This is a genomic window from Xanthomonas sp. NCPPB 3174 (genome assembly GCF_056725205.1).
Map to the genome: position 1 here is coordinate 587,174 of NZ_CM161517.1, position 26,671 is coordinate 613,844.

The following is a 26,671-nucleotide window of genomic DNA, read 5'->3' on the forward strand; positions in this document are numbered from 1 at the left end:
CAGGCGGCCGCGATGGCCGTACCTCAACCTCAAGGAGTTACACGAGATGGCACGCGATACCACCAAGGCAGAGAATCTCGACATCATCGAGCGGGAAGCCAGGCAGCGGCAGATTCCGGTCGACGATTTCATGCGCTTCGCCTACATCGAAACCGGCGGCCGCTTCGACGAGCAGGCCAGTCGCGGTCCCAACAGCGCCAAGGGCCTGTTCCAGTTCACGCCCGGCGCCGCCAGCGCCTACGGCATCCGTGGCCGCGAGCTCGACGCGGTGGCCAACACCGATGCCGCCGCGCGCATGTACCAGGACAACCGCAACAGCCTGACCCGTCAGCACGAACGCGACGGCCGCCCCTACCTGTCCGGCAACGCGCAGCCCGACGGCCTGGACATGTACATGGCGCACCAGCAGGGCGCCGGCGGCTACCGCTCGATCCAGGCCGCCATCGCCACCGGTCACTTCGAATTGAAGGGCACCCGCGCCAACATCCTCAACAACGTGCCCGGCGAAAAGGACGCGCAGGGCGCGCGCCAGTTCCAGGCCTACACCGGCACCTCGCTGGCCGACTTCAAGAAGCTGTCCGACCAGGACATGGCCAAGGCCTTCGTGAAGTACTGGGACGCCAAGTACGACCACATCGCGATCCCGGAAAAGGGCATCAAGCCGCTCGCCGAGGACCAGGCCGCGCCGGCGGCCGCGCGCACGCCGACGCAGGCAGGCGGCAAGCAGGGCGGCCACGACGGCATCGCCCTGACCGCCGCCTACGACCTGGGTGTCAAGCACGACGACGTCAAGTATGCGATCAACGTCAAGAGCAGCAAGTACTACCACCCCGGCGTGGACGGCAAGCATCTGTCGCAGGGCTACATCGACTGTTCCGGCTGGGTGACCGAGCTGCAGAACGCGACGATGAACGAGATCAACCGCAAGGCCGGCCGCGACGTGTTCACCCAGAAGGACATGCTGGTGCAGGGCATGACCGGCTCCGGCGAGATCGTCAAGAAGGCCTACGACAGCTCCGGCGTGCTGCTGGAGGGCAAGGACGTGTTCAAGCCCGGCGCGTTGAAGGAAGGCATGGTCATCGGCGTGGACTCGGGCAAGACCGCGCACGAGCACTGGAAGGGCATCGACCACATCATGATGGTCGTGCGCGATCCCAAGAGCGGCGAGCTGCTGGTCAGCCAGTCCACCGGCAGCAAGGGCGTCAACACCATGCCGCTGGACGACTATCTGGCCACGCACCGGAACGCCAAGCTGTTCGCCTCCGATCCGCTGGCCAAGGGCCGCGACCTGCTGCAGGACCGCCAGCAGACCCAGGCGCAGACGCAGGGCACGCAGGAGCCGCGCACGGCGCTGAAACCGGGCGAGCAGGGCGCCGACGTCAAGGCGATGCAGCAGCGCCTGATCGAACTGGGCATCAAGGACGACCAGGGCAAGCTGCTCAGCGGCACCGGCTACTACGGCGATCGCACCAGTGAAGTGGTCGCCAACCTGCAACGCGAGAAGGGCCTGGCGGCGACCGGCATCGCCGACAAGGCCACCCTGGAGGCGATCGCCAAGCAGCCGACGCAGGCCAAGTCCGACGCGGCGACGCTGGCCGACAACCCGCTGTACAGGCAGGCCATGGAGCACCTGCAGAAGCAGGGCCCCAACGGCGGCTTCAAGAGCGCCGAAGAGATGCAGCGCGCCGCCGGCCAGGTCGCGTTCGAGGCCAAGGTGAGTGGCATGCAACGCATCGACGACTTGGTGCCCAGCGGCGACCGCCGTGGCCTGATCGCCGTGCAGCGCAATCCCGACAATCCGCACGACGTCAATCGCGCCTACGTGGACAGGCAGCAGGCCGCGGCGGTGCCGCTGGAGCGCAGCCAGCAGCAGTTGGCCGCCGAAACTCAGCGGCAGGCGCAGGAGCAGGCGCAGCAGCCCGACCCGCAGCGCGAAAAGACCCAGTCGCCGCGCTGATCGGTGATTCCGGCCACGGCCGCCGTCGCGCATGTCGCGCGGCGGCGGTGGTGCGTGGCGATGGCGGCGGCCCTTGCCACGCATGCGCCGGCGCGACATTGCCCAACGCTGGCCAAATACAATCACCTGCCATCGCGGCGTGCGATGGACAGGGTGCACAACGATCGATTAGAACCTCGCCTTCCCGCTCGCGCGCACGACAAGGACGTAACCCGATCATGGCCATTGCCAAGGCGTTCCAACGCTCTTCCCTGCTGCTTTTGTGCGTGGCCACGCCGGCCGCTGCGCCGGCGGCGCCCGGTCCTTCCAGCGCGTCGGGAGATTCCTCCGTGCTGCGACCGTCCTACGACACCTGCATCACCGCCGCCGGCGGTGCCACCCCGGCGATGCTGGACTGTATTGCCGACGAACATGCCTACCAGGACCAGCGCCTCAACACCGCCTACAAGGCGGCGATGGCCAAGCTCGGCGAGGCCGAGCAGCATGCGCTGCGCGAGCGGCAGCGCAAGTGGATCGCCGAGCGCGACGAAAAGTGCGTCGCCGATCCGGACGGCGGCCAGGCCGAGCGCGTGGATGCGGCCGAATGCCGCCTGGAAATGACCGCACGCCGCGCCGACGAACTCGAAGCGCACTGAGCACCGCTGTAGCGCACCCGACGCGCAGTCCTTTCCACGCCGCGCGTCCTGCCCCAGAAGATTGCGATGCGCGACGGGGATTGGGAACTGGGCCAGACCTTCAAGCACTACGAGGCCGCGGTCACGGCATGATCGCGGTGCAGCGCAATCCGGAGAACGCGCACGACGTGCATCGCGCCTATGTCGACCGCCAGCAGGCGGCGACCGTGCCGCTGGAGCAGAGCCAGCAGCAACTGGCCGCCGAGACCCAGCGCCAGGCGCAGGAGCGGCAGGTGCAGGACCAGCAGCGCACCCAGACCCAGGCGCAGACGCCCGGGCGCTGAGTCGCGCTGCGCAGGGCGGTCATCGGCACGCGCCGCTGGCCGCCATGCATTGGGCAGTTCGCATCGCGCGTATTTGCAGGCGCGCGGCAGGACAGCGGCCGCGGCCATGGCCTATGCTGCGCACATGCCGCATGACCGCCGCTCCCGCCACCACCGTTCCTCGCGCACCTGGGCCCGGCCTGGCGCACTGCGCGCAGTGGGCCTGGCCCTCGCGCTCGTCGTCGCGCCTGCCGCGCTCGCCGCGGAACCGACCACCTCACCGGCGACCACGCCGGAACAGGCGGGGCTCGTAGACGTGCATACGCTCGCGCCGGACATCGCGATGGACATCCGCTACGCCGGCTACGACAACTTCACCGGCCGCCCGGTGCCCGGCTACGACGCACCAAAGTGTTATCTGCTGGCGCCGGTGGCCACGGCCCTGGCGCAGGTGCAACGCGACCTGCAGGCCAACGGTTACCGCCTGCAGGTGTTCGATTGCTACCGGCCGCAGCGCTCGGTCCGCGCCTTCGTCGCCTGGGCGCGCGATCCGCAGGACCAGGTGGCCAAGGCGCGTTACTACCCCAAGCTCGACAAGGGCGTGCTGCTCGGCGACTACATCGCCGAACACTCCGGCCACAGCCGCGGCGCCACCGTCGACCTGGGCCTGCTGGACTGCCGCCAGGGCGCCTGCCGCGCGCTGGACATGGGCACCGGCTTCGACTTCTTCGATCCCAGCGCGCACACCGATACGCCCACCATCGACGCCACCCAGCGCGCGCATCGTCAGCAATTGCTGAAGGCGATGGCCGCGCGCGGCTTCGTCAACTATCCGATGGAATGGTGGCACTACACTTTCCAGCCCGAGCCCAGCCCCGGCGTCGCCTTCGACGTGCCGGTGCGCTAGCGTCTCGTCCCGATCGCCACGGACTCGCCCATGACCGGTACCCACCAGTTCGTCGACCTGCAATGCCCTTACTGCGGCGAATGGATCGACGTCGCCCTGGATCCGTCGGTGGACATGCAGCAATACGTGGAGGACTGCCAGGTGTGCTGCAAGCCGATGCTGATGACGGTGCGCTGGGACGAGGACGGCGCGCCGGTGGTGAGCGCGATCGCCGAAAACGCCAGTTGATCCGTGCGCCGGCGCGGTGTCTCGTACGCCGATGCGCGACAGCCTCTAGACTTGCGTCCTTGCCGACCGAGGACACCCGATGAACCTGCCGCTGCACTTCGGCCTGCTGGGCTCCCTGGAAGCCGGGCTGATCGCCTTGGCGGTCGGCTTTCTGGTGTATGCGCTGTGGCAGTGGCTGGGCCGGCGGCTGGGCTGGTCCGAGGGCCAGCAACTCGGCGGCGCGTGCCTGATCGCGGTGGCGGTGTCCGCCGGCATCGACTGCTGGAACCTGTTCTACACCAGCATCGTGCGCCTGGAGTCGCCGCTGTACGCGCGCATCGCCCTGGCCAGCATCCACGATCCGGACGAACTGGGTTCGCGGGTGGTGCTGGAGGTGGCCGGCGCGTTGTCCGGCGTGGCCTTGGCGTGGATCGTGTTCAGGGCGCGTTCAAGCGAAAACGCCGGCGATGGTGGTCACGAAACACGCTGAAACAGACGTTTTCTTTCTGCAATCCAAACGTCTCGAATGGACGCCTTACTGCTTGCTGACGGAATCCTAACCAGTGCGGTAGCGCGCCGCACGAGCGCCGTGGTTAACGATCCGTTTTGCGGCGATTTTCGACAGGGAATGGATTCAGTCTGAGGTGGGCACGGTAGGGCCGTGTTCCGGAATCGACCGGACATGCCACACCGAGAGCCAAACCGAACGTCAAGGAGAATCCACCCATGAACATCCGCACCCGCACCCCGCTGATCGGTACCGCCGCCATTCTCGCCGCCGCGCTGGCCCTGCCGGCCTTCGCCCAGGATGCGCAGGCAGACGCCGCCGCGCAGGCGCAGACGCAGTCGTCCACCAGCGCCACCGGCCAGAGTGGACAGGCCGGTGCGGCCTCGGGCGGCGCCCAGACCTGGGCCGACGTGGACGCCGACAAGGACGGCGCCATCAGCAAGCAGGAGGCGCAGGTCAACGCCGGCCTCAGCCAGATCTTCGCCCAGGCCGACGCCGACCATAACGGCAAGCTGACCCCGGACGAGTACAAGGCCTACGTCGCCAAGCAGCAGGGCGGTGCGGCCACCGGCGGCAGCACCGGCAGCGACAGCAACGGCGGCCAGTAACGGGAGCGGGACCGGCGCGGCGGTGGCGCGGCGATGAGGGCGCGCACCGCCCGCCGGGACCGAATCGATCAAGACTGACGCGCCAGTGGCGCGCAATGCGATCCACACGACGGCGGCCCTCGGGCCGCCGTCGTCCGTTTGTACGGGATGCGGCGCCGCAGGTCGTATGGCCACCTTTGCAGCGCTGCTATGCTTGGCCGATGCCCACGCCCACCGCTCTGCGCTCTTCTCCCATCGCCTTGGTCGGTTTCGACGGCGACGACACCCTGTGGAAGAGCGAGGACTATTACCGCGACGCCGAGGCTGCGTTCGAAGCCATCCTCGGCCAGTACCTGGACCTGCACGACACCGCCACCCTGCAGCATCTGCTGACGGTGGAGCGCCGCAATCTCAAGGTCTTCGGGTATGGCGTGAAGGGCATGACCCTGTCGATGATCGAGGCGGCGATCGAGCTGACCGAGGCGCGCATTTCCGCGCGCGACATCGGGCGTATCGTCGAGATCGGCCGCGCCACCCTGCAGCATCCGGTGGAGGTGATCGCCGGCGTGCGCGAAGCGGTGGCCGCGATCGCGGCCGAGTTCGAGATCGTGCTGATCACCAAGGGCGACCTGTTCCACCAGGAAGCCAAGATCGCGCAGTCCGGCCTGGGCGACCTGTTCCCGCGCATCGAGGTGGTGTCGGAGAAGGACCCGCAGACCTATGCCAGGGTGCTGTCCGAATTCGGCATCGGCGCCGAGCGCTTCGTGATGATCGGCAACTCGCTGCGTTCGGACGTGGAGCCGGTGATCGCGCTCGGCGGCTGGGGCATCCATACGCCGTACACCACCACCTGGGCGCACGAGGCCGAGCACGGCCTGTCGGCCGACGAGCCGCGCCTGCGCGAAGTGGCCGCGGCCGCGGACTGGCCGCAGGCGGTGGCGGATCTCAACCGGCATGCGGCGGGCCTGCAGCGGGGCTGAGCCAGTGCCGCGCCAGGCGGCGGCGTCTGGCTTTGTCGCGTAGGAGCGGCTTCAGCCGCGACACCGCCGAGCCCGCGGTGCACATCCCTGCCAGCCTGCCGCGCTGACAGCGCCCACTGCCTCCGGCAGAATCGACGCATGCGTCTGCTTCCGTCTCCTGCCGGTCTGTTCCTGTGCGCTGCCCTGGTGGCTGCCGGCCCGGCCATGGCGCAGGGGGCGGCGGCGCCCGCGCGCGCCCCTGCCTCCGAGGGTGGGGATGCGGCGCCGGTCGAGGTGCCCGGCACCGACGATGCCTGGATCGATCGCCAGTTGCTGGACATCGATCGCTACGCCGCGCGCTACCCCGACAGTTTCCTCGACGAGGTCGTGCGCTACGCGCAGATGCCGCGCGGCTATGCCGAGGTGCTGCTGCGCGATCGGCGCTGGCCACCGCGCGATGTCTATGTCGCCGCGTTCCTGGCCAAGGCCGCGGGACGGCCTTACCGCGAGGTGGTGCGCGCCCGCACCGCGGCCGGCGTCCCTGCCGGCTGGGCAGTGGTGGCGAGCGGCCTGGACGCGCCGCCCGGCTCGCTGGCCTACCGCGCGCTGCGCCATGCCATCGTCGCCAGCTACGATCACTGGGACCGGCCGATCGTGCTGGACGCGCTGTTGCGCCGGCAACTGGGCGACCGCGCCGCCCGCGACCGCGCCGCGGCACAGCCCCAGGACGGGTCCACGCGCACGCAATAAGCGCGGGGGAGCACAACGACACAGCGCGGCCGCCTGCACGGTCGCCCATGCGGTTGCGCGAACGTCCCGTTGCCGTGCACGGCATGCAGGCACCGCTATGCACCAACGTCAGCGCACACCTAGCCCCTCACCCCCCGGGAGAGGGGTTGGGGTGAGGGTCGGTGCGCGCAGCGCCTCATGTAGTTTGGGGGCATGAGGCTGCGCCCGGACCCTCATCCGCCCCTGCAGGGCACCTTCTCCCGGCGGGAGAAGGAGACAGCGGTGCCGGCCACTCCCGTGTCGCACCGATACGCGCCGCGCATTCATCCGCACTGGCCGCGCCGCCGCCACGGCGCGAGAATAGGCGTTCTGCCGGTCCTGCCGCCGGCGCCACCGCCGTCCCGGACCGCCCGATGACCAACGCCTTCGTTTCGCCCGACGCTATCCGCAGCCTGTTCGCGCAGGCCATGTCCGACATGTACCGCACCGAGGTGCCGCTGTACGGCACGCTGATGGAGCTGGTGGCGCAGGTCAATGCGCAGACCCTGGCCGCGGACCCGGCGCTGGAGGCACAACTGCAGCGCAACGACGAGCGCGCGCGTCTGGACCAGGAGCGGCATGGCGCGATCCGCGTCGGCACCGCCGAGGAACTGGCCACGCTGCGCCGCCTGTTCGCGGTGATGGGCATGGCGCCGGTGGGCTATTACGACCTGTCGGTGGCCGGCGTGCCGGTGCACTCCACCGCGTTCCGCCCGCTGGATGCCGCGGCGTTGGCGCGCAATCCGTTCCGCGTGTTCACCTCGCTGCTGCGGCTGGAGCTGATCGAGGACCCGGCACTGCGCGAACAGGCCGCGCAGATCCTCGCCAAGCGACGCATCTTCACCGACGGCGCGCTCGCGTTGATCGCGCAGTGCGAACGCGACGGCGGCCTGGGCGAGGCCGATGCGCAGCGCTTCGTCGCCGAGGCGCTGGAAACCTTCCGCTGGCACAGCGATGCCACCGTGAGCCTGCCGACCTATCGCGCGCTGAGCGAAGCCCACAAGCTGATCGCCGACGTGGTCAGCTTCCATGGCCCGCACATCAACCACCTGACCCCGCGCACCCTGGACATCGATGCCGCGCAGGCCGAGATGCTGCGCCGGGGCATCGACGCCAAGGCGGTGATCGAAGGCCCGCCGCGTCGCGCCTGCCCGATCCTGCTGCGCCAGACCAGCTTCAAGGCCCTGGAGGAAACCGTGCGCTTCCCGGCGGGCGCGGACAGCGCCGAGGCAGGCACTCACACCGCGCGGTTCGGCGAGATCGAGCAGCGCGGGCTGGCCCTGACGCCGAAGGGCCGCGCGCTGTACGACGCGCTGCTGGAACGCGCACGCGCCGCCGATGGCAGCGCCGGTGCCGACTACGCCACGCGCCTGCAGGCCGCGTTCGCCGATTTCCCCGACGATTACGCCACCCTGCGCCGCGAGGGCCTGGGCTATTTCCGCTACGCACTGACCGACGCCGGTCGCGCCGCCGGCGCCGCGGCCCTGGCCGGCAAGCCGGCCGAATCATTGATCGCCGATGGCCTGGCCAGCGCCGACCCGATCGTCTACGAGGATTTCCTGCCGGTCAGCGCCGCCGGCATCTTCCAGTCCAACCTCGGCGGCGGCGAACAGCGCGCCTACGCCGCGCACGCCAACCGCGCCGCGTTCGAGCAGGCACTGGGTGCGACGGTGCACGATGAGTTCGCCATCTACGCCGGTATCGAACGCGAATCGCTGCAGGCACTGGCGGGTTGAAGGTATGGCCGGCGCACCGATTGGCGTGCCCCGGCGATCGGCAGGAAAGCGCGCAGCGGTTGGTTTGCCGCGCGCCTGCTGCCTGCTGTCGTAGGAGCGGCTTCAGCCGCGACAGGCGTTCATGGGAAGGCCCATCGCGGCTGAAGCCGCTCCTACAAGAACACGATCAGTGTGGGGTGCATTGTGGGAGGGACTTCAGTCCCGACGGCCTCCGAAGGCGACCAAACCGCACACCGCCGCATCGCAGCCGAAGTGGCCTCTGCACGAGATGCATGCGCGGCAATGAACCGCGTGCTGTTGCCTAGCCACCGGCGCAGCAGCGCCAGCCTGCGCGACCTCGGCCGCGCAGCCGCATCGAACGCGGCTTACCCCGCGTAACGCGCCTTGAGCATGGCGTACGCCGAACGCAGCGCCAGTGCTTCGCCACCCGCCGGGCGGCCGGGGCGGTCGCTGTCGTTCCAGGCGTACACGTCCAGGTGCGCCCACGCCTGCCGCGCCGGCACGAAACGCTCCAGGTACAGCGCCGCGGTGACCGCACCGGCCATGCGCGAGCCGGCGTTGGCCAGGTCGGCGACCGAGCTGGTGAGATAGCGCAGGTAAGGACGCCACAGCGGCATACGCCAGACCGGGTCGCGGGTGCGCTCGCCGGCGGCGATCCAGGCCTGCGCCAGCGTGTCGTCGTTGCTGAAGAGCGCGGGCAGGTCGGGACCCAGGGCGATGCGCGCCGCGCCGGTCAGGGTGGCGAAATCCAGGATCGCGTCCGGGCGCTGTTCGCCGGCATAGGCCAGCGCATCGCACAGCACCAGGCGGCCTTCGGCGTCGGTGTTGTCGATTTCCACGCTGGTGCCCTGGCGGGTGGCGATGACCTCGCCCGGGCGGAACGCGTTAGGGCCCACGGCGTTTTCCACCGCCGGCAGCAGCACGGTCAGCCGCAGCGGCAGGCGCTGCGCCATCACCAGTCCGGCCAGCGCCAGCGCGTGTGCGGCGCCGCCCATGTCCTTCTTCATGTTGCGCATGCCGTCGGCCGGCTTCAGGTCCAAGCCGCCGGTGTCGAAGCACACGCCCTTGCCGACCAGCGCCACGTGCGGGTGCGCCTCCTCGCCCCAGCGCAGCACCAGCAGCCGCGGCGCGCGGTGCGAGGCGCGGCCGACCGCATGGATCGCCGGGAAGTTCTGCTCCAGCAGCGCGTCGCCGACGATGCTCTCGAACTGCGCGCCGTGTTCGTGCGCGATCGCGCGTGCGGCCTCTTCCAGTTGCTCCGGCCCCATGTGCTCGGTCGGCGTGTTGACCCAGTCGCGCACGCGCAGGCTGGCGGCGATCAGGTCGCACACTTCGGCCTGCGGCGTGGCCAGCAACTGCGCCGGCAGCCGCGGCGGTTGCTTGTAGCGGGCGAAGCGGTAGCTGCCCAGGCCCCAGCCCAGGTGCAGCGCCGCCAGCGTGTCCGCGTCCAGTGCCGTTTCCACGCGCCAGGTGCTGCCGGCCGGCAGTGCGAAGGGCGCATGCGCGTAGGCATACGCATCGCCGCGATCGCCGACGCCCAGCACCGCCGCGGCCACGCCGTCGGCGCCCGGCAGCAGCAGCACGCTGCCCGGCGCGGCCATGAATTGCTGGGTATCCATCCACGCCACCCAGGCCGGCGATTGCGCCGCGCGCCATTCGGCCAGGTGTTCGCGGTCGAGCACGTACAGCGGCAGGGCGTGGGTGGAGGCGTCGGTGAAGCCGGTCGGCAGGGACATCAGCGGATCCTTGGAAGGGGGAGAGGACCGGCAGGCGAGGGCGCGCGGATCAGGCGCGCGCCGCGGCGGCCGGCTGGGTCGCGTCCAGCCAGTCGGCCAGGCCGGTGAGGGTGTCGAAGTGCAGGTCGGGCGGGGTCGGCGGATGCCAGGCCTGCGCGTCGCGGTTGATCCAGCAACCGCGCAGGCCGGCCTGCATCGCGCCGACCACGTCGATCTCGATGTGGTCGCCCACATGCAGCACCTGCGCGCAGGGCAGGCCCAGGCGTGCGCAGGCAGCGCGGAAGATGCCGGGGTCCGGCTTGGCCGCGCCGTGGTCGCGGGCGCTGAGCTGGAAGGCGAAATGCTGGTCCAGGCCGATCGTGGTCAGGTCGGCATTGCCGTTGCTCAGCGCCACCACCGGCACGCGCGCGGCGATGCGCTCCAGCGCGGTGATGCTGTCCGGGTAGCACTCCACCTGGTTGCGCGCGGCATGGAACACCGCATAGGCCGGCTCCAGCAGGGCGGCGTCGGCGCCGCTCTCGTGCAGCGCGCGGCGCAGCGTCAAGCGGCGCAGTTCGCTGAGGTCGTGGTGAAGGTGCGGATGCGCGGCGAACACGTCTTCGCGCAGCTGTCGCATCGCCGCGACCGGAAAGCGCGCGGCGGTGGCCGGGCTGTGCTGCAGCAGCCACTCGTGCAGCACCTGCTCGATGCGCGCACCGATGGGCGCGAACGGCCACAGGGTGTCGTCCAGATCCAGCGTGATCGCGCGGACGGGGAAGGAGGGCATGGAAGTCACCGGCGCATTTTACGCCAAGCGCCGAGGCCTACGATGGCCGTGCCCGGTAGACAGTACCCGCGCGCTTCCACCAATCCCCAATCCCGACTCCCGAATCCCGCATCACTCAAGCAGCCGCGCCCAGCGCTGCATGCCCTCCACCCGCGCCAGCACCATCTTGATGCACACCAGCAGCGGCACCGCCAGCAGCAGGCCGATCATGCCCCACAGCCAACCGAATAGCATCAGCGCCAGGATCAGCATCAGCGGCGAGATCGCCATGCGCCGGCCGAGCACGATCGGCGTTACCACCTGACCTTCCAGCGTGTGCAGGGCCAGGTACAGGATCGCCGGCAGCGCCGCGCTCAGCGGATCGCGGAAGGCGACGAAGCCCATCAGCAGCATCAGCACCGCGCCGATCAGTGGCCCCACGTACGGCGCGAAGTTCAGCAGCGCCACCACCGTGCCCCACAGCAGCGCTTCCTGCGGCGGGATCTTCAGCACGATCAGGATGCCGGCGAAGATCAGGCCGACCAGCGTGTTGATCACGGTGATGGTCAACACGTAGCGCGAGACCTCGCGTTCGATCGAGCGCAGGATCTCGGTGGTGAACTTCTGCTGCTGGCGGCTGGGCAGCAACGCGATCGCATGGCGTTGCAGGTTCTCGCCGAACACCATGAAGAAGAATGTCAGCAGCACCACGGCCAGGGCCGAGGCGGCCAGCCGCGGGGTCCGCACCAGCGCCTTGTACGGATCGTCCATCTGCGTGCGGATCACCTGCACGCGGCGGCCGCTCTCGCCGCCGGCGGCGCGCGCGAAGTTTTCCGCGGCCTGGTTGGCCTGCTGCATCGGCTTGGTCAGGTCGCGCACCTGGTTGGCCAGGTGGCGCAGCTGCGCCGGCGCCTGCTGCGCCCACTCGGCGGCGGGGCCGGCCAGCTGCACGGTCAGCGTCGTCGCCACCGCCATGCCCGACAGCAGCACCAGCAGCGCGGCCAGGAAGCGCGGCAGGTACAGCCGTTGCAGCATCCGCAGGATCGGGTTGCCGACCAGGGCGAAGAAGGCCGCAAGCAGGATCGGCAGGATCACGTCCTGCGCGGCCCACAGCGTGTAGCAGACCGCCAGGGTGGCCAGCACCACCAGCGAGACCGGTCCGCGCGGACGCGGTGCGGGCGGCGGCGGCAGGGGGCCGTGCGGCGCGTCGTCGGCGACGGCCGCGGGATCGGGAACTGTGCTCATCGAACCTGCGATGCGGTGGCCGCGCCGCGCGCCGCAGTGCACGCGCCGAGCGGCGTCGGAAAGGAAGCGAAGTGTAGGCCGATCGTGGCCGGCGCGGTATCAAGACCGCGTGGCCGCCGCGTGCGCGCGGCGTGGCGGCGCAGTCATCACACCGGCTGCAAAGTCCGGCGTAGGAGCGGCTTCAGCCGCGACAGGCTTTACCGGGAACGCCCATCGCGGCTGAAGCCGCCCCTACAACGGGGCCGCCCTAGCGCTCGGACAGATCGGTGGCCGCTTCCGCGGCGGCGGGGTGCCCGGGCCGCGAGGCCGTCGGCGGCCGCACCGGCTGCGGACGAGCAGGAGATGGAGGAACCGGTGTGGCGGGTGGCGGTGTCTGGGTGGCGGCATCCACTGCCGCATCCTGTGCCGTGTCCGCGGCCTCCTCCGCATCGTCGGAGGCGCGCTCGGCGTTATCGGACGCGCTCTTGGCGGTGGTGGCGTTGATCAGGCTCGACACCGCGCTGAGCATCTGCAGCCAGCGTGCGCCGCCGAGCTTGCCGACCACCGCCGCCGGTTCGGCGCGCCCGACCAGGAAGCCGGTGCCGAGGCCGACCACGACGATCCGCCACGGCGTCCAACCTTCGCGCCAGACCTGCTGCAGGGTCGCCCAGTGCGTGCGCACCTGCTCCTGGCGGCCTTCCAGCACGGCTTCGGCGCGGGCGATACGGTGCTGCAATTGCCGCAGGCTCATGGCGTGGCCTCACCCTTGGCGATGTCGTCGTCGCCGTCCTCGTCGTCGCCGCCGATGCCCAGCTTGGCCAACTGGCGGCGGGTGGCGTCGAGCTTGCTCATATCGAAGTAGCGCAGCGCCTGCCAGGCACCGAGCGCGGTGACCACCAGGCTGAAGGCAGCGGTCGCCGAGATCGATGCCAGCCACGACCAGCCCATGCGCTGCAGCAAGGCGATCATCGCGCCCATCAGCAGCATCCAGGCCGAGGCGCCGAACGCCACCGCCACGGTCATCCACACGAAGGCCCGCGCCAGGGCGGCACGGGCCAGGGCGAAGTCCGCGGCCACCAGCTTGCGTAGGGCGCGGCCGGTGTCCAGGGTGGCGGTGAGTCCTTCGCGTCCGGCCGTGCCGAGCGCGCGGAAGGATTCCTCCAGCGACGGTGCGGCCGCGGCGTCTGCCGCGGCGCCGTCGGTGCGGGCCTGCTCCTCGCTCACGCGCGGCTTACTTGTCGCCGCCGCTGCGCGCCAGCTTGGCGATGATCCAGCCGGTGGCGAAGGCCACGCCGAACGAAGCCAGCGGACGCTCGCGGATCAGTTCGGCAGCGCTGTCGATCAGGTCGCGGCCCTTGTCCAGCAGCACGTCCACCTGCTCCTTCGCCGCCGCGCCGCCGAACTCGGCCGCCGCCAACCCGGACAGGGCGCTGTCGGACAGCTCGGCCTTGACGTTGGCCTTGCCCAGCTTCAGTTCCTCGCCGGCGGCACCGGCAGCGCCCTTGATCGCTTCGCCGGCGTAGCTGGCCGCGGACTTCAGGTGCGCGCCGGCTTCGCTCAGGTTGTCCTTGAGGTTCTCGGTATTGGTCGGGCTGGCATTCACGGGCATGTCTCCTCTGGGGTTTGGGGGCCTGCCGTCCGCCGATGCGGACGCTGCGCAGAACGTGGCGACACCAATACCATCGGCGGGGTGTACAGGGTGTTAGCTCGTCGCCACAAGCGATGCGCCATAGTGTCGGCGCTCGCCGGCGAGCGGCCAAGTCCCGGAGGAACCGCAATGCGTCGTTACGGCAACCGGAGCGGCCATGCCGGGGTGGTCGCCTACGACAGCGGCCCGGACTGGATCGTGCTGCGCTTCGCCGACGGCGCCACCTACCGCTACGACCGCCAGCATCCCGGCCTGCTCCATGTCATGGAGATGCAGCGCCTGGCCGCGGCCGGGCGCGGTCTCACCACCTACCTCAATCAACACGTGCGCGACGACTACGCCGCGCGCCTGGATTGAGCGCGCGGCTCACTGCATGACCAGGTCGGCCTGCGCGCCGCCGCGCACCACGCGCAGCACCAGTTGCGCCGGCTTGCGCGCGAAGTTGGCGCGGTAGCTGGCCAGGTCGGCGAACTCGCCGACCGAGGCGGCCACCACGATGTCGCCGCTGGCCAGGCCGTTGCGCGCCGCGCGGCTGCCGCGCGCCACGTTGCCGATCAGCACGCCGGAGATGCCGGACTGGCGCAGCGATTCGGGCAGGTCGGCGAAGGTGGCGCCGCTCAGCCGCGGATCCAGCGACTCGCCGCTGATCGCGCGCGGCTGCTCCTTGAGCGTGGCCTTGAGCTGCAGCGGCTTGCCGTCGCGGCGCACGTCCAGGGTCACGGTGCTGCCCACCGGCTGCAGGCCCTCGTAGTTGTGCAGTGCCTCGGCGCTGTCCAGGCGCTCGCCGTTTGCGGCGACCACCACGTCGCCCGGCTGCAGCCCGGCGGCCGCGGCCGACGAGCCGGCCAGCACCCGCGTCACCAGCGCCCCGCGCGGCGCCGACAGGCCCAGGCCCTGCGCCATCTGCGAGGTCAGGTTCTGCGTCTCGATGCCCAGGGTGCCGCGGATCATCACCCCGTTGTTCTTGATCAACTGGTCGACCACCGCGCGCGCCAGGTTCGACGGGATCGCCAGGCCCAGGCCGATGTTGCCGGCCATGCTGCCCTGCGGGTTGAAACTGGCGGTGTTGATGCCGACCAGCTCGCCGCGCAGGTCCACCAGCGCGCCGCCGGAGTTGCCGGGGTTGATCGAGGCGTCGGTCTGGATGAAGTTCTGGTAGCCCAGGCCGCGGATGCCGTTGCGGCCCATCGCCGAGACGATGCCGGAGGTGACGGTCTGGGTGAAGCCGAACGGGTTGCCGATGGCCGCGACGAAATCGCCCACGCGCAGCTTGTCGCTGTCGCCCAGGCGGATCTCGGTGAGGTTGTCGGCCTTGATCCGGATCAGCGCGATGTCGGTGTCCGCGTCCGAGCCCATGAACTCGGCCTTGAAGCTGCGCCCGTCGGCCAGGGTCACCTGCACGTCGTCGGCGTTCTCCACCACATGGTGGTTGGTCAGCACGTAGCCGTTCTTCGCGTCGATGATCACGCCCGAACCCAGAGACTCGTTGATGCGCTCCTGCGGGATGTCCGGGAACAGGCGGCGCAGGATCGGGTCATTGAAGAACGGATTGCGCACCCGCACCACCTGCTTGGTGTTGATGCTCACCACCGCCGGCATCACCTTCTGCAGCATCGGCGCCAGCGACGGCAGCGGCTCGCCGGCCACCGAGGACGGCAGGCGCGCGGCCGCGGACAGCGGCGGCGGTGCCGCGGCGGGCGCGGCCTCGGCGCGGTTGTCCAGTTGCGCATTGATCGCGGTGGCGGCGAAACCGCCGAAGGCAGCAGCGGCGGTCAGGGTCAGCAGCGTAGGCAGCGGTCGCATGGGTCGGTTTCCGGGGAACGCGGGAGACGTGGGGCAGATGGGCGCGCGTGCGCGTAAATCAAGATGAACGCGCGGCGTTTAACCGCCAGTGAAAGCGCTCTGGTGCCGCCTGCGCAAGGCCGCAACGGCGCTCCGCGTGCGTGGCGCTGCGACAGCGCCGAATCGCGTCGCGGCGACGTTGACAGTGGGCCTGCCCGGCGTTAGCGTTCACGCGTGTCGCAGCCACTACATGTAGCGGTATGGCTTCGGTGCGGCACTAGACATAGGGTTTTCTTCACCAGGACTTCACATCCAGGGGCGCGCTCGGCGGTGCATGACGGGACGGTGACAGGAAGCGTCGCGGAATCAGGGGATTTTTGATCGGTCGAGGGCAGGCGCCGCGTGCGCTGCCGCGGCCGTCGCTGCCGTGCAGCGCAAGTGCGATATAGACAAGACACACGGCGGGTGACCACCCATCCGCTTCATCGGGACAGGTTCGAGGAGAACACAGCAGAATGAGTACGGTGCGCCTGGAAGTCGTCCAGACCGGATCCAAGCACGACCCCATCCCGATGCAGCCGGCGTCGCAGGACATCTGGGACAAGAAGTATCGGCTCAAGACCAAGCAGGGCGATCCGCTGGATGCCGACATCGACGGCACCTACCTGCGCGTGGCGCGGGCGCTGGCCGATGCCGAGGCCACCGACGAGTTGCGTGCCTACTGGTTCGAGCGCTTCACCTGGGCGCTGCGCCGCGGCGCGATCCCGGCCGGGCGCATCACCTCCAACGCCGGCGCGCAGGAACACAAGCCGGCCACCAGCACGATCAACTGCACCGTGTCGGGCACCATCACCGACTCGATGAACGGCATCCTGGAGAAGGTCCACGAGGCCGGGCTGACCCTCAAGGCCGGCTGCGGCATCGGCTACGAGTTCAGCACGCTGCGCCCGCGCGGCGCGTTCGTGGCCGGCGCCGGCGCCTACACCTCCGGGCCGATGTCGTTCATGGATATCTTCGACAAGATGTGCTTCACCGTGTCCTCGGCCGGCGGCCGCCGCGGCGCGCAGATGGGCACCTTCGACGTGTCCCACCCGGACGTGAAGGATTTCATCCGCGCCAAGCGCGAGGACGGGCGCCTGCGCCAGTTCAACCTGTCGCTGCTGATCACCGACGGCTTCATGCAGGCGGTGGAACAGGACGCCGACTGGCCGCTGGTGTTTCCGGTGAACCGCAAGGAAGAGGCCGACATCGATCTGGCCGACGCCAGCGCCGTGGTGTGGCGCGACTGGCCCACGCACCACGACTACATCGTGCGCGACGACGGCCTGGTCGCGTGCAAGGTGTACGGGCACATCCGCGCCCGCCACCTGTGGGACATGATCATGGTCTCCACCTACGACTACGCCGAGCCGGGCTTCATCCTGATCGACCGCGTCAACGAAATGAACAACAACTGGTGGTGCGAGAACATCCGCGCGACCAATCCGTGCGTGACCGCCGATACCTGGGTGCAGACTGCCGAGGGGCCGCGTCAGGTCGCCGATCTGTTGGGAACGCCGTTCCTGGCGCGGGTCGATGGCGGCGACCATGCCACCGGTGCGGAGGGTTTCTTCAAGACCGCGCACAAGCAGGTGGTGCGACTGCAGACGCAGGAAGGTTACGCGCTGCGCCTGACCGCGGACCACCGCGTGCGGCGCGTGGTGCGCCAGACCCGTTGGTCGCTGGACACCCAATGGTGCCAGGCGGATCAACTGGTCGCAGGCGACCGGGTGCTGCTCAACAATCACCGTGCCGGTGCGGAGTGGGGCGGCGCGCGCAGCTATGAGGAGGGTTTCCTCCTCGGCATGCTGGTGGGCGACGGCACGCTCAAGCAGGACGCCGCCGTGTTGTCCGTCTGGCCGCAGGCCGCCGCCGTCAATGCGGCGCCGCTGGCACCGGTGGCGCTGATGGACGAAGCCCTGCGCTGCGCGCGCAGCCTGCCGCACCGTGCCGACTTCGCCGGCTGGAGCGAGGTGCGCGACCGTGGCGAGTACCGCCTGAAGTCGGCCGCCTTGCGCGATCTGGCCCTGGAGCTGGGCCTGCGTCCGGGCGACAAGGCGATCACCCCGGCCGTCGAGAAGACCTCCAGCGATTTCCATCGCGGCTTCCTGCGCGGCCTGTTCGACACCGACGGCTCGGTGCAGGGCAGCCAGGAGAAGGGCGTCAGCGTGCGCCTGGCACAGTCCGACCTGGCGCGGCTGGAGGCAGCGCAGCGCATGCTGTTGCGGCTGGGCATCGCCTCGCAGATCTACCGCGACCGGCGCCCCGCCGGCACGGCGTTGCTGCCCGACGGGCACGGCGGCACGCGTGCCTACGCCACCAAGGCGCAGCACGAACTGGTCGTCAGCGGCGACAACCTCGATGCCTTCGCCCAGCGGGTGGGCTTTGCCGACACCGCCAAGGCCAACCGGCTCAAGGCGCTGCTGTCCGGCTACCGTCGCCAGTTGAACCGCGAGCGTTTCGTGGCGACCGTGCAGTCGGTGGCCGCCGATGGCGTCGAAGACGTCTACGACGTGCAGGTCCCCGGCATCAACACCTTCGACGGCAACGGCCTGCACGCCCACAATTGCGGCGAGCAACCATTGCCGCCCTACGGCGCCTGCCTGCTCGGCTCGATCAACCTCACCACCTTCGTGCGCGAGCCGTTCACCGAGCGCGCCCGCTTCGACTGGGAGGAATACAAGGAAGTGGTGCGGGTGTTCACCCGCATGCTCGACAACGTGGTCGAGGTCAACGGCCTGCCGCTGCAGCAGCAGCGCGACGAGATCATGCGCAAGCGCCGTCACGGCATGGGCTTCCTCGGTCTGGGCTCGACCATGACCATGCTGCGCATGAAGTACGGCAGCGCCGAGTCGTGCGAGTTCACCGAGTCCATCGCCCGCGAAATGGCCGTGGCCGGCTGGGAGACCGCGCTGTCGCTGGCCAAGGAGAAGGGCCCGGCGCCGATCATGCAGGAGACCTTCGAGGTCACCGCGGCGATGCTGCGGCAGCGCCCGGAGATGGCCCGCGACGGCTGGCGCGTCGGTGAGCGTATCGAAGGCCGGTTGCTGCACGCCAAGTACAGCCGCTACATGCAGCGCATCGCCGAGGTGGCGCCGGCGCTGGTCGAGGAACTGGCCGAGGTGGGCGCACGCTTCACCCACCACAGCTCCATCGCCCCCACCGGCACCATTTCGCTGAGCCTGGCCAACAACGCCTCCAACGGCATCGAGCCGAGCTTCGCCCACCACTACAGCCGCAACGTGATCCGCGAGGGCAAGAAGAGCAAGGAGAAGGTGGACGTGTTCTCCTTCGAGCTGCTGGCCTACCGCCACCTGGTCAACGCCAAGGCGATGCCGTTCGCCGAGGACGCCGCCGCGCGCCTGCCGGACTACTTCATCGCCGCCGACGACATCCACCCCAAGGAACACGTGGACGTGCAGGCCGCCGCGCAGAAGTGGGTGGACAGCTCCATCTCCAAGACCGCCAACGTCCCCACTGACTATCCCTACGAGCAGTTCAAGGACATCTACCGCTACGCCCACCAGCAGGGGCTGAAGGGCTGCACCACGTTCCGCTTCAACCCGGCCGCCTTCCAGGGCGTGCTGGTGAAGGAAGCGGACCTGGAGAACACCACCTACCGCTTCGAGCTGGAAGACGGCAGCGTGGTCGAGGTCAAGGGCAACGAACAGATCGAATACGACGGCGAGATGCACACCGCCGCCAACCTGTTCGATGCGCTGAAAGAAGGGTATTACGGCAAGTTCTGACGCCGTCCCGTCTCCTCTTCGCGCCGGCGGAGGGGAGGGCGGCGGTGGAAGCCCTGGAGCGCGGCGCGCCGTGCTTCCCCAACGCTTCCCCACCGTTCGCCGTGTGTCGCCGTTTCCGGCTCCCCGCTTCGCTGCAATCGGTATAGCATCGCCCGCGTGACATAAACACTGACACCCTGAGGAGGGTTTTATGAGCAATGGAAATGGCGTCACGGCGACGCTGACGCAGGTCGCCGAGAACGTGAAAGAAACCGCCACCAACGTCGGCGAGACCATCGCCGCCACCGCCAGCGAGGCCGTCGCCACGGTCAAGCAGACCGCCGAGACCGTGCAGAAGCGCGTGCAGGACCAGGTCGCCAAGACCCGTAAGGCGGTGAAGCAGGCCGAGAAGGCCGTCGCCAAGCGCGCCGAGAAGGCCGGCAAGGCCGTCAAGAAGACCGTCGCCAGCGCGCGCAAGAAGCTGGAAGCGGCCAAGGCCAGCGCCCAGGCCGAAGCGGCCGCGCTGACCAAGGGCGGCAAGAAGACCGCCAAGAAGGCGGCTGCGAAGAAGGCGCCGGCGAAGAAGGCCGCGGCCAAGAAGGTCGCGGCGAAGAAGGCGCCGGCCAAGAAAGTGACCGCCAAGAAGGCCGCGCCGAAGAAGGCGGTCAAGAAGGTCGCCGCCAAGAAGGCCGTGACCAAGAAGTCGGTGGTCGCCAAGAAGAGCGCGGTGAAGAAGGCCGTGGGCGCGCGCAAGGCCGTGGCCAAGAAGGCCGTGGGCAAGGCCGCCAAGGCGGTCAAGAAGAGCACTGCCAAGGTCGCCAAGAAGAGCGCCGCCGTGAAGAAGACCGCCGTGCGCAAGGCCGCCGGCAAGAAGGCCGCGGCCACCCGCGCCAAGAAGTAAGCCGACCCGTCGCACCCTCTCTCCCGTGCGCGGGAGAGAGGCCGGGCCCACGCCCGTCCCGCTCCGCCTTCCAGGAACGCACGCCTCATGGCCATCAAGATCGACCAGAAAATCAAGGGCTACGCCGTCGTCACCCCCGAGGACAAGGCGCGCGACGCCGCCGCCGCGGTGCCCGCCTCGTCGATCGATCGCGCCACCGCCGAGGCCGAAGCGCCGGCGGACAACATCATCCACATGCACGAGCGCATCGAGCGCCCGGACGTGCTGATCGGCAGCACCTACAAGATCAAATCGCCGTTGGTGGAACACGCCATGTACGTGACCCTCAACGACATCGTGCTCAACGCCGGCACCGAGCACGAACTGCGCCGCCCGTTCGAAATCTTCGTCAACTCCAAGTCCATGGAGCACTTCCAGTGGATCGTGGCGCTGACCCGCATCATGTCCGCCGTGTTCCGCAAGGGCGGCGACGTCACCTTCCTGGTCGACGAGATGAAGGCCGTGTTCGACCCCAAGGGCGGCTACTTCAAGGCCGGCGGCGTGTACATGCCGTCGCTGGTCGCCGAACTGGGCAGCATCGTCGAAGAGCACATGAAGTCGATCGGCCTGCTGCACGACCCGGAAATGAGCGATCACCAGCGCGCGCTGATCGCCGAGAAGCGCAAGCAGTACGAAGAACGCTCAAAAAAAAACAGTGAAGTGAGCAAGGCGGTTCCTGCTCCTGCGGGAGAAGGTGCCCGCAGGGCGGATGAGGGTGCGGTGTCCGCCGACTCCACCGCCGACCACGAAGAGGACATCGCCGTCACAGGCGACGGCGCCAGCTTCCCGCCGTCGGCCACGATGTGCCACAAGTGCAACACCAAGGCGCTCGTTATTATGGACGGGTGTGCTACTTGTTTGAATTGTGGGTATTCGAAGTGCGGGTGATTTATGGCTGTAAATAGGGGGAAAAAAGATTCCAGCAACTGGAAAGATCATCCGGTAATAATAGTTATTATCGCTGGTGCCGCAGTTGCGGCGTTCATGATGAGCGTCGTCTTTCCAATGCTCACGACCATTCAGTCACAGAAATTAGAGGCTGCACTGCAAAGATCACAGAGAGATAAAGATGCTATAGAAAATTTAAAGGGTTCTCTTAAGGTGGCGTCTCTTTCCTTGAAGACTGCTGCAAGAGAGCTTGCTAGCCGTGGAGAGGAATTGCGTAGCTTGAGGCTTGGGGCAATGTTCGACCCTATGTCTCCTCTTCCGTATGGCTGGAGATCAGTGCCGATTGGATCAGAGAAGAGCCTTATAAGAACGCGCTACCCAGACAGAAAAATAGAAGATGACGGGGAGGGTATGGTTCGTGTTTCATCGGATCAGTCCCCATTCGATGCTGGCATTTTTTACATATCTGAAAATGGTCTGGTGAAGTTTATCAGATTCTCTCATTATAAGCTTGATTTTGTTAATGGGGAGTTGATAAGCGCAAACAAAGGCGTAGTAACTAGAAAGCTAAGGGATTCTTTCGGTGAGCCGGACTTGGTAAAGAAAGATTCCTTGTGCTGGCTGGGAAGGAATGGCGTTGATTTAGTGCAAGATAAGTTTGCACTTATGATACTCCCAGCTTCAAAATATGTGCTGAATGAGTGTGGAAGTGAAGCTGAGGTTATGGCTGCAAGATTTAAATCCCTTAACTGCCCGGTGCCAAAGGAGCTTCAGAAAATCATTTCAGATTGATTTTTTGCAGTATCGTTTTGATCAAGATTTTTGCGCCAGGTCTATATGGCAAATAGTCTGTAAGAGAGCGCGCAAGCGACAGCGCTCGCCAATGTTGGCGCTACCAAAGCGGAAGCGTCGATTGAAGCGACATCGCCTACTTCACCGGACACCATCGCATCACCAGCCTCGATGTCCTCGAGGAACTATATGGCCAACCCGCCGAGTGCGGAGTACGCAAGCAGCTCGACCATTTGAGTACCGCCCACCAGGCGGTCGTGCACGCGTCGCCTTTTATGGTGCTGACCTCGGCCACGGCCGAGGGCATTGCTGTTCGCTGCGCGGCGATGCGCCTGAATTTTTGCAGGTATTGGAGAACGGGGCCAAGGGCACTTCTTGGTAGCGCCGCCAGTGCACTTCAATACGATCAGGGTCGATATCGATAAAGTAAAAGGCCGCAGGGGGCGGAAAGATGATTCAAGACCAGGAGAGATGGATCTCGGGAGCCATCCTGCTATTCGTGTTCGCGGGTTTTGTGCTCACGGTTGTGCTGGTGCGACGGGCCAACAGGCGGGAGCGCGCGCTGGATGCCCTTCCAGCGGTGCCGATGGCGCGCGTGAGCGTAGGCATGCACTGGGACAGCGATACCAGCATGCCCATCCCCAAGTGGGAGGCCATTGCAGAGGCTGAGCCAGCGGACGCGGGGGCAGACGCGCTGCATGTCTACTGGACCTCTGCCGCGCGACAATGGTTGGAGGTCTTGAACCAGCAGTTGGGAGATCACTATGCGGTGACCGAGTCCGCCGATGACGACGACTACTACGCCTATGTCTCCAATTACTACCCCGAGGGCGGAGAGTATGCGATGTCCTCGGGGATGTTCATCAGGGCCGGCTATGGGCACTTCGTGGTGCCACTCGCGATCATGGACGCGATGGAGCCTGTGATCGCACACGAGCTGACGCATTGCTTGCTGCAGCACCTGCCGATCCCCGCGTGGTTGAACGAAGGTCTGGCGGTCAACACCGAGCACACCATGTTCCCGCATCTGGCCATGCCAAGCACACAGAAGTACTTCCAGCACGAGATCCCGGCCCGCCATGCAGCGTACTGGAATGCGGACAGCATCCAGACGTTCTGGTCCGGAAAGTCGTTCCTGGCGACCGACGATGGCAATGAGCTTTCCTACGATCTGGCCAAGAAGATCACGGCACTCGCCGCCGGGGACGAACCCGCGTTTCGTGCGTTCGTCGCTGAAGCAAGCATGGACGACGGTGGCGTGGCCGCTGCGCAGCACCTAGGCTATCCGCTGGAACGCCTTGTCCAGGCCGTGCTGGGTGAAGGGGATTGGTCGCCGAAGCCGGAGCGTTGGTGTCGGGACGTCGAGCGTGGGCAGTTCTGATCAGACGTCAGGTGCTGCAAGTGATGCACCCGTCGAAGTGCCATTTCAAGTTGCGTCTGGAAGGTGGGGGCGGAACGTTTTGAATGCGTGCCTCTATTTCCGTTTGTGCGCGGTTTGATGGATCATTGCGCCTTAATGCCGTGGACGCGATAGGGATAGGACGACGAGATGGACAACTGCATCACGCGTGTCGATGCCCTCGAAGCCCTATACGGCCAAGCTGTCGAGCGCGCCATACGCAAACAAATCGACCATCTGAATGCCGACTACCAGGCGTTCGTGCACGCGTCGCCGTTCGTGGTGCTGGCCTCGTCCGGCGTCGAAGGATTGGACTGCTCGCCGCGCGGCGATGCACCCGGATTCGTGCAGGTGCTGGATGCGCGCACGCTGGCGCTGCCGGATCGGCCGGGCAACAACCGCGTCGATACGCTGCGCAACCTGCTTCAGGATCCGCGGTTGTCGCTGTTGTTCCTGATTCCCGGCATCGGCGAAACCTTGCGCGTGAACGGGCGTGCCGAGATCCGGGTCGATCCGGACCTGCTGGCGCGGTTCGCAGTCGGCGAGCGCCTGCCGCGCAGCGTGATCGTGGTGCACGTCGAGGCGGTGTACTTCCACTGCGCCAGGGCGATCGTGCGCTCGCAGCTGTGGGATCCGACGCGGTACCTGCCGCGCGATCGCCTGCCCAGCCCCGGCACCATGCACGCACATCTGGCCGATGGCGCGTTCGACGCCGAGACCTACGACCGGGAGTTGCCGCAGCGCACCCGGGACGCGCTGTACTAACTTGACTGGATTGGTATGCGCGCCGCGCCGCGCGCATCACGCCGCCACCGATGTCCCCGGTCATGCCACCCTGCTACGGTACGCCCCTGGTGGGAAGGGGCGACGACGCCGTTCCGGCGCGCAGCGAACGACAGGGGAGTGCGGATGCAGGGAAGTGGGGAACCGTCAGGCGGTTGGGGTGAACTGCTGCTGGTCACGGCAGTCGCGTTCGGGTTGCCGATCTATTGGAGCGCGCTGGCGGTGCTGGCGCCGGTGGTGGAGCCGTCGTTTTCCGACGCGAACCTGTGGGGCATGGTGTTCTACGAGCTGCTGGTACTGGCGTTGTTGCTACCGACGCTGTGGTTCCGCGGCTGGACGCCACAGGCGCTGGGGTTGCAGTGGCAGGCGCGCGACATCGGGGTGGGCCTGGCGCTGTTGGCCGCCTGCGTGGTGGCGACCTATCCGTTGAATCTGTTGAACGACAGCGTGGCGGCGGGGGTGAATCCGTCGATGGACGCGATGGTGGCCGGGCCGCTGTCGGCCGGCGTGGTGGTGCTGGTCTCGCTGCTCAATCCGATCTTCGAGGAAGTGTTCGTCTGCGCCTACGTGATCCGCGCGCTGGAGCGGCGGCACAGCCCGGCGTTCGCGGTGAACGTGAGCGTGGCGATCCGCGCGTCGTACCACCTCTATCAGGGGCCGGTCGGCACCATCGCCATCGTGGTGATAGGGCTGATCCTGGGCTGGTGGGTGGCACGCACCGGGCGGCTGTGGCCGGCGATCGTGGCGCATGCCGCGCTGGACCTGATGGGGTTGATGGCCTACGCCTGACGGACGCGGCACACGCCGGCAGCCGGGCATGCGCCAGCGTGGCGTGGAGCGAATATCGTGCGGTGCCGCCTGCTCGAAGCCGACGAAAGGCGGTCGACCATCCCTGCCAACGGCAGTGCCATCCGGCCGGTCGCTGAATACGCGGCGGCGCCTTGCCGAAACGGTCGGTGGCGTAGACAGCTGCATTCCTGAACAGACCGGCGCTTTCGCGGCAGTACGTCACGCTTTACAGTCGAACGACAAGGACGTGTCGCCCGCTGGACAACGGGGAACGGTCCGGGTTCCCGCTGCTCGATCACCTCGCCTACGGCGCAGCGCCGTGCGCGGCGCGCGCAGCGCGGGCCGCAACGCTTTCAGGGCGAGAAGCGGGATGGCGTCGACCGAGCATCTACCAGCACCGCATCCGTTGTTCGAGCTGTTGTCCGGCGAGATCAGCGACCGCGAACTGCGCCGCTGCCTGCGCGTGGTGCGTCGGCATCTGGGCATGGACGTGGCGTTCCTGTCGCGCTTCCGCAAGACCGACCGCGTGCTCGATCATGTGGATGGGCCGCCCGACGGGCCGATCCACGAGGGCCAGGTCCTGCCGTTCGCCGATGGTTACTGCATGGGCGTGGCGCGGGGCGAATTGCCGCAGCTCATCCCCGACACCTCGCTGCTGCCGGCGGCGCAGTGCATTCCGGCGACGCGGGAGATTCCGATCGGTGCGCACATGAGCGTGCCGATCCAGGTGGGAGGGCGGATCTACGGCACGCTGTGCTGTTTCAGTTTCCTGCCCAGGCCCGACCTGGGCGAGCGCGACATCGGGATGTTGCGCGCGTTCGCCGAGATCTTCGCGCTGCGCCTGCACGAGGTGGAGGCGCACAAGCTGGAACGGCAGGCGATGATCGACGAGATCGAAGGCGCGCTGGCGGCGGGCGCGCCGCGCATCGTGTTCCAGCCGGTGTTCGCGCTGCAGGGGCTGCGCCTGCATGGATTCGAGTGCCTGTCGCGTTTCGACGTGGCGCCGCAGCGCGGGCCGGCGCAATGGTTCCAGCAGGCCGAACTGGCCGGGGTCGGCATCCGCCTGGAATTGCATGTGCTGGCCAAGGCGCTGGCGCATCTGCGGCGGTTCCCGCCGCAGTACCGGCTCAGCGTGAACCTGTCGCCGGAGTTGATGACCTCCGCGGCGCTGGCGGGCGTGCTGGGCGACGATGCCGAGGTGGCGCGGCTGACCCTGGAGATCACCGAGCACGCCATCGTGCGCAACTACCAGACGCTGGCGCAGGCGCTGGCACCGCTGCGCGAGCGCGGCGCGCAGGTGGCGGTGGACGATGCCGGCGCCGGCTACGCCAGCATGCGCCACATCCTGCAGTTGCAGCCGGACGTCATCAAGCTCGACATGAGCATCACCCAGTGCATCCATTCCGACCGCAGCCGCCGCGCGCTGGCCAAGGGGCTGACCAACTTCGCCCACGAGATCGGTACCCAGGTGGTGGCCGAAGGCGTGGAGACGGCGCAGGAACTGGAAGCCCTGCGCGAACTGCAGGTGGACTTCGTCCAGGGCTATTTCCTGGCGCGGCCGCTGCACGAGGATGCGGCGCTGGCGCTCGCGTTGAAGGAGAGCGGCTAGTGG

The 26,671-nt window shown here is 68.0% G+C and carries 25 protein-coding genes and 1 pseudogene; 19 read left to right on the forward strand and 7 right to left on the reverse strand.

Translation table 11 applies throughout. The annotated features are described in order from the left end of the window. Nucleotides 1-46 precede the first annotated feature (46 nt). The 10 genes and pseudogenes from AC1PK7_RS02655 (at nucleotide 47) to hglS (ending at nucleotide 8,566) form a co-directional block, all read left to right on the forward strand. Nucleotides 47-1,957 carry an XVIPCD domain-containing protein gene (locus AC1PK7_RS02655; RefSeq protein ID WP_481099776.1) on the forward strand — a complete coding sequence of 637 codons (1,911 nt, stop codon included), beginning with the start codon at nucleotides 47-49 and terminating at the stop codon, nucleotides 1,955-1,957. Nucleotides 1,958-2,286: 329 nt separating this feature from the next. Beyond that, nucleotides 2,287-2,592 (forward strand): lysozyme inhibitor LprI family protein, encoded by a 306-nt coding sequence (locus tag AC1PK7_RS02660; RefSeq protein ID WP_481099777.1) that lies wholly within the window; start codon nucleotides 2,287-2,289, stop codon nucleotides 2,590-2,592. A 119-nt stretch (nucleotides 2,593-2,711) separates the two neighbouring features. Beyond that, a pseudogene (locus tag AC1PK7_RS02665) lies at nucleotides 2,712-2,915 on the forward strand (peptidoglycan-binding domain-containing protein); the annotation flags it as partial. A gap of 124 nt (nucleotides 2,916-3,039) precedes the next feature. Beyond that, on the forward strand, nucleotides 3,040-3,801 hold the full coding sequence (locus AC1PK7_RS02670; RefSeq protein WP_481099778.1) for a M15 family metallopeptidase: 762 nt from the start codon (nucleotides 3,040-3,042) through the stop codon (nucleotides 3,799-3,801). 30 nt (nucleotides 3,802-3,831) lie between these two features. After that, entirely contained in the window at nucleotides 3,832-4,029 is a 198-nt protein-coding gene (locus tag AC1PK7_RS02675; RefSeq protein WP_481099779.1) for a CPXCG motif-containing cysteine-rich protein, read from the forward strand. A 79-nt stretch (nucleotides 4,030-4,108) separates the two neighbouring features. After that, the gene (locus AC1PK7_RS02680; protein ID WP_209032273.1) at nucleotides 4,109-4,498 is read left to right on the forward strand and encodes a hypothetical protein; all 390 of its coding nucleotides are present in this window, start codon (nucleotides 4,109-4,111) and stop codon (nucleotides 4,496-4,498) included. A gap of 236 nt (nucleotides 4,499-4,734) precedes the next feature. After that, the gene (locus AC1PK7_RS02685) at nucleotides 4,735-5,124 is read left to right on the forward strand and encodes an EF-hand domain-containing protein (RefSeq protein ID WP_010340159.1); all 390 of its coding nucleotides are present in this window, start codon (nucleotides 4,735-4,737) and stop codon (nucleotides 5,122-5,124) included. Between the two features lie 200 nt (nucleotides 5,125-5,324). Then, nucleotides 5,325-6,083, forward strand: coding sequence for an HAD family hydrolase (locus AC1PK7_RS02690; RefSeq protein ID WP_481099780.1), 759 nt, complete (start codon nucleotides 5,325-5,327; stop codon nucleotides 6,081-6,083). Between the two features lie 138 nt (nucleotides 6,084-6,221). Then, a complete protein-coding gene (locus tag AC1PK7_RS02695; RefSeq protein ID WP_481099781.1) occupies nucleotides 6,222-6,812 on the forward strand; it encodes a hypothetical protein in 591 nt (196 codons plus the stop codon). A 392-nt stretch (nucleotides 6,813-7,204) separates the two neighbouring features. Next, a complete protein-coding gene (gene hglS, locus AC1PK7_RS02700) occupies nucleotides 7,205-8,566 on the forward strand; it encodes a 2-oxoadipate dioxygenase/decarboxylase HglS (protein WP_481099782.1) in 1,362 nt (453 codons plus the stop codon). Nucleotides 8,567-8,931: 365 nt separating this feature from the next. On the opposite strand, the gene AC1PK7_RS02705 is transcribed toward hglS, so the two are convergent. The 6 genes from AC1PK7_RS02705 to AC1PK7_RS02730 form a co-directional block, all read right to left on the reverse strand. Next, nucleotides 8,932-10,302: a leucyl aminopeptidase family protein gene (locus AC1PK7_RS02705; protein ID WP_481099783.1), complete on the reverse strand. Its 1,371-nt coding sequence runs from the start codon at nucleotides 10,300-10,302 to the stop codon at nucleotides 8,932-8,934. Nucleotides 10,303-10,351: 49 nt separating this feature from the next. Next, the gene (locus AC1PK7_RS02710; RefSeq protein WP_481099784.1) at nucleotides 10,352-11,068 is read right to left on the reverse strand and encodes an HAD family hydrolase; all 717 of its coding nucleotides are present in this window, start codon (nucleotides 11,066-11,068) and stop codon (nucleotides 10,352-10,354) included. A 111-nt stretch (nucleotides 11,069-11,179) separates the two neighbouring features. Then, nucleotides 11,180-12,292: an AI-2E family transporter gene (locus AC1PK7_RS02715; protein ID WP_481099785.1), complete on the reverse strand. Its 1,113-nt coding sequence runs from the start codon at nucleotides 12,290-12,292 to the stop codon at nucleotides 11,180-11,182. 247 nt (nucleotides 12,293-12,539) lie between these two features. After that, a complete protein-coding gene (locus tag AC1PK7_RS02720; RefSeq protein ID WP_209032266.1) occupies nucleotides 12,540-13,022 on the reverse strand; it encodes a hypothetical protein in 483 nt (160 codons plus the stop codon). Beyond that, entirely contained in the window at nucleotides 13,019-13,495 is a 477-nt protein-coding gene (locus AC1PK7_RS02725; RefSeq protein WP_420008795.1) for a phage holin family protein, read from the reverse strand. Before AC1PK7_RS02725 ends, AC1PK7_RS02720 begins: the two co-directional genes overlap by 4 nt. A gap of 7 nt (nucleotides 13,496-13,502) precedes the next feature. After that, a complete protein-coding gene (locus AC1PK7_RS02730; protein ID WP_019801903.1) occupies nucleotides 13,503-13,874 on the reverse strand; it encodes a hypothetical protein in 372 nt (123 codons plus the stop codon). Nucleotides 13,875-14,048: 174 nt separating this feature from the next. Between AC1PK7_RS02730 and AC1PK7_RS02735 the strand changes: the two genes are divergently transcribed. After that, entirely contained in the window at nucleotides 14,049-14,276 is a 228-nt protein-coding gene (locus tag AC1PK7_RS02735; RefSeq protein WP_481099786.1) for a hypothetical protein, read from the forward strand. A 9-nt stretch (nucleotides 14,277-14,285) separates the two neighbouring features. Here AC1PK7_RS02735 and AC1PK7_RS02740 read toward each other — a convergent pair whose 3' ends face one another. After that, the gene (locus tag AC1PK7_RS02740) at nucleotides 14,286-15,722 is read right to left on the reverse strand and encodes a Do family serine endopeptidase (RefSeq protein ID WP_010340431.1); all 1,437 of its coding nucleotides are present in this window, start codon (nucleotides 15,720-15,722) and stop codon (nucleotides 14,286-14,288) included. 494 nt (nucleotides 15,723-16,216) lie between these two features. Here AC1PK7_RS02740 and AC1PK7_RS02745 point away from each other — a divergent pair, with 494 nt between their 5' ends. The 8 genes from AC1PK7_RS02745 (at nucleotide 16,217) to AC1PK7_RS02780 (ending at nucleotide 26,668) form a co-directional block, all read left to right on the forward strand. After that, complete coding sequence (locus AC1PK7_RS02745) at nucleotides 16,217-19,489, forward strand: LAGLIDADG family homing endonuclease (protein WP_481099787.1); 3,273 nt, start codon at nucleotides 16,217-16,219, stop codon at nucleotides 19,487-19,489. Between the two features lie 190 nt (nucleotides 19,490-19,679). Continuing rightward, complete coding sequence (locus AC1PK7_RS02750) at nucleotides 19,680-20,369, forward strand: hypothetical protein (protein ID WP_481099788.1); 690 nt, start codon at nucleotides 19,680-19,682, stop codon at nucleotides 20,367-20,369. Nucleotides 20,370-20,456: 87 nt separating this feature from the next. Continuing rightward, nucleotides 20,457-21,296, forward strand: coding sequence for a TSCPD domain-containing protein (locus tag AC1PK7_RS02755; RefSeq protein WP_481099789.1), 840 nt, complete (start codon nucleotides 20,457-20,459; stop codon nucleotides 21,294-21,296). A 3-nt stretch (nucleotides 21,297-21,299) separates the two neighbouring features. Then, nucleotides 21,300-22,088 (forward strand): hypothetical protein, encoded by a 789-nt coding sequence (locus AC1PK7_RS02760; protein ID WP_481099790.1) that lies wholly within the window; start codon nucleotides 21,300-21,302, stop codon nucleotides 22,086-22,088. A 451-nt stretch (nucleotides 22,089-22,539) separates the two neighbouring features. Then, on the forward strand, nucleotides 22,540-23,469 hold the full coding sequence (locus AC1PK7_RS02765) for a hypothetical protein (RefSeq protein WP_481099791.1): 930 nt from the start codon (nucleotides 22,540-22,542) through the stop codon (nucleotides 23,467-23,469). A 168-nt stretch (nucleotides 23,470-23,637) separates the two neighbouring features. Beyond that, nucleotides 23,638-24,252: a pyridoxamine 5'-phosphate oxidase family protein gene (locus tag AC1PK7_RS02770; RefSeq protein WP_481099792.1), complete on the forward strand. Its 615-nt coding sequence runs from the start codon at nucleotides 23,638-23,640 to the stop codon at nucleotides 24,250-24,252. Between the two features lie 213 nt (nucleotides 24,253-24,465). Further along, nucleotides 24,466-25,059, forward strand: a complete 594-nt coding sequence (locus tag AC1PK7_RS02775) for a CPBP family intramembrane glutamic endopeptidase (RefSeq protein WP_481099793.1) — start codon at nucleotides 24,466-24,468, stop codon at nucleotides 25,057-25,059. 370 nt (nucleotides 25,060-25,429) lie between these two features. Further along, entirely contained in the window at nucleotides 25,430-26,668 is a 1,239-nt protein-coding gene (locus tag AC1PK7_RS02780) for a sensor domain-containing phosphodiesterase (protein WP_481099794.1), read from the forward strand. The last annotated feature ends 3 nt before the right edge of the window (nucleotides 26,669-26,671 follow it).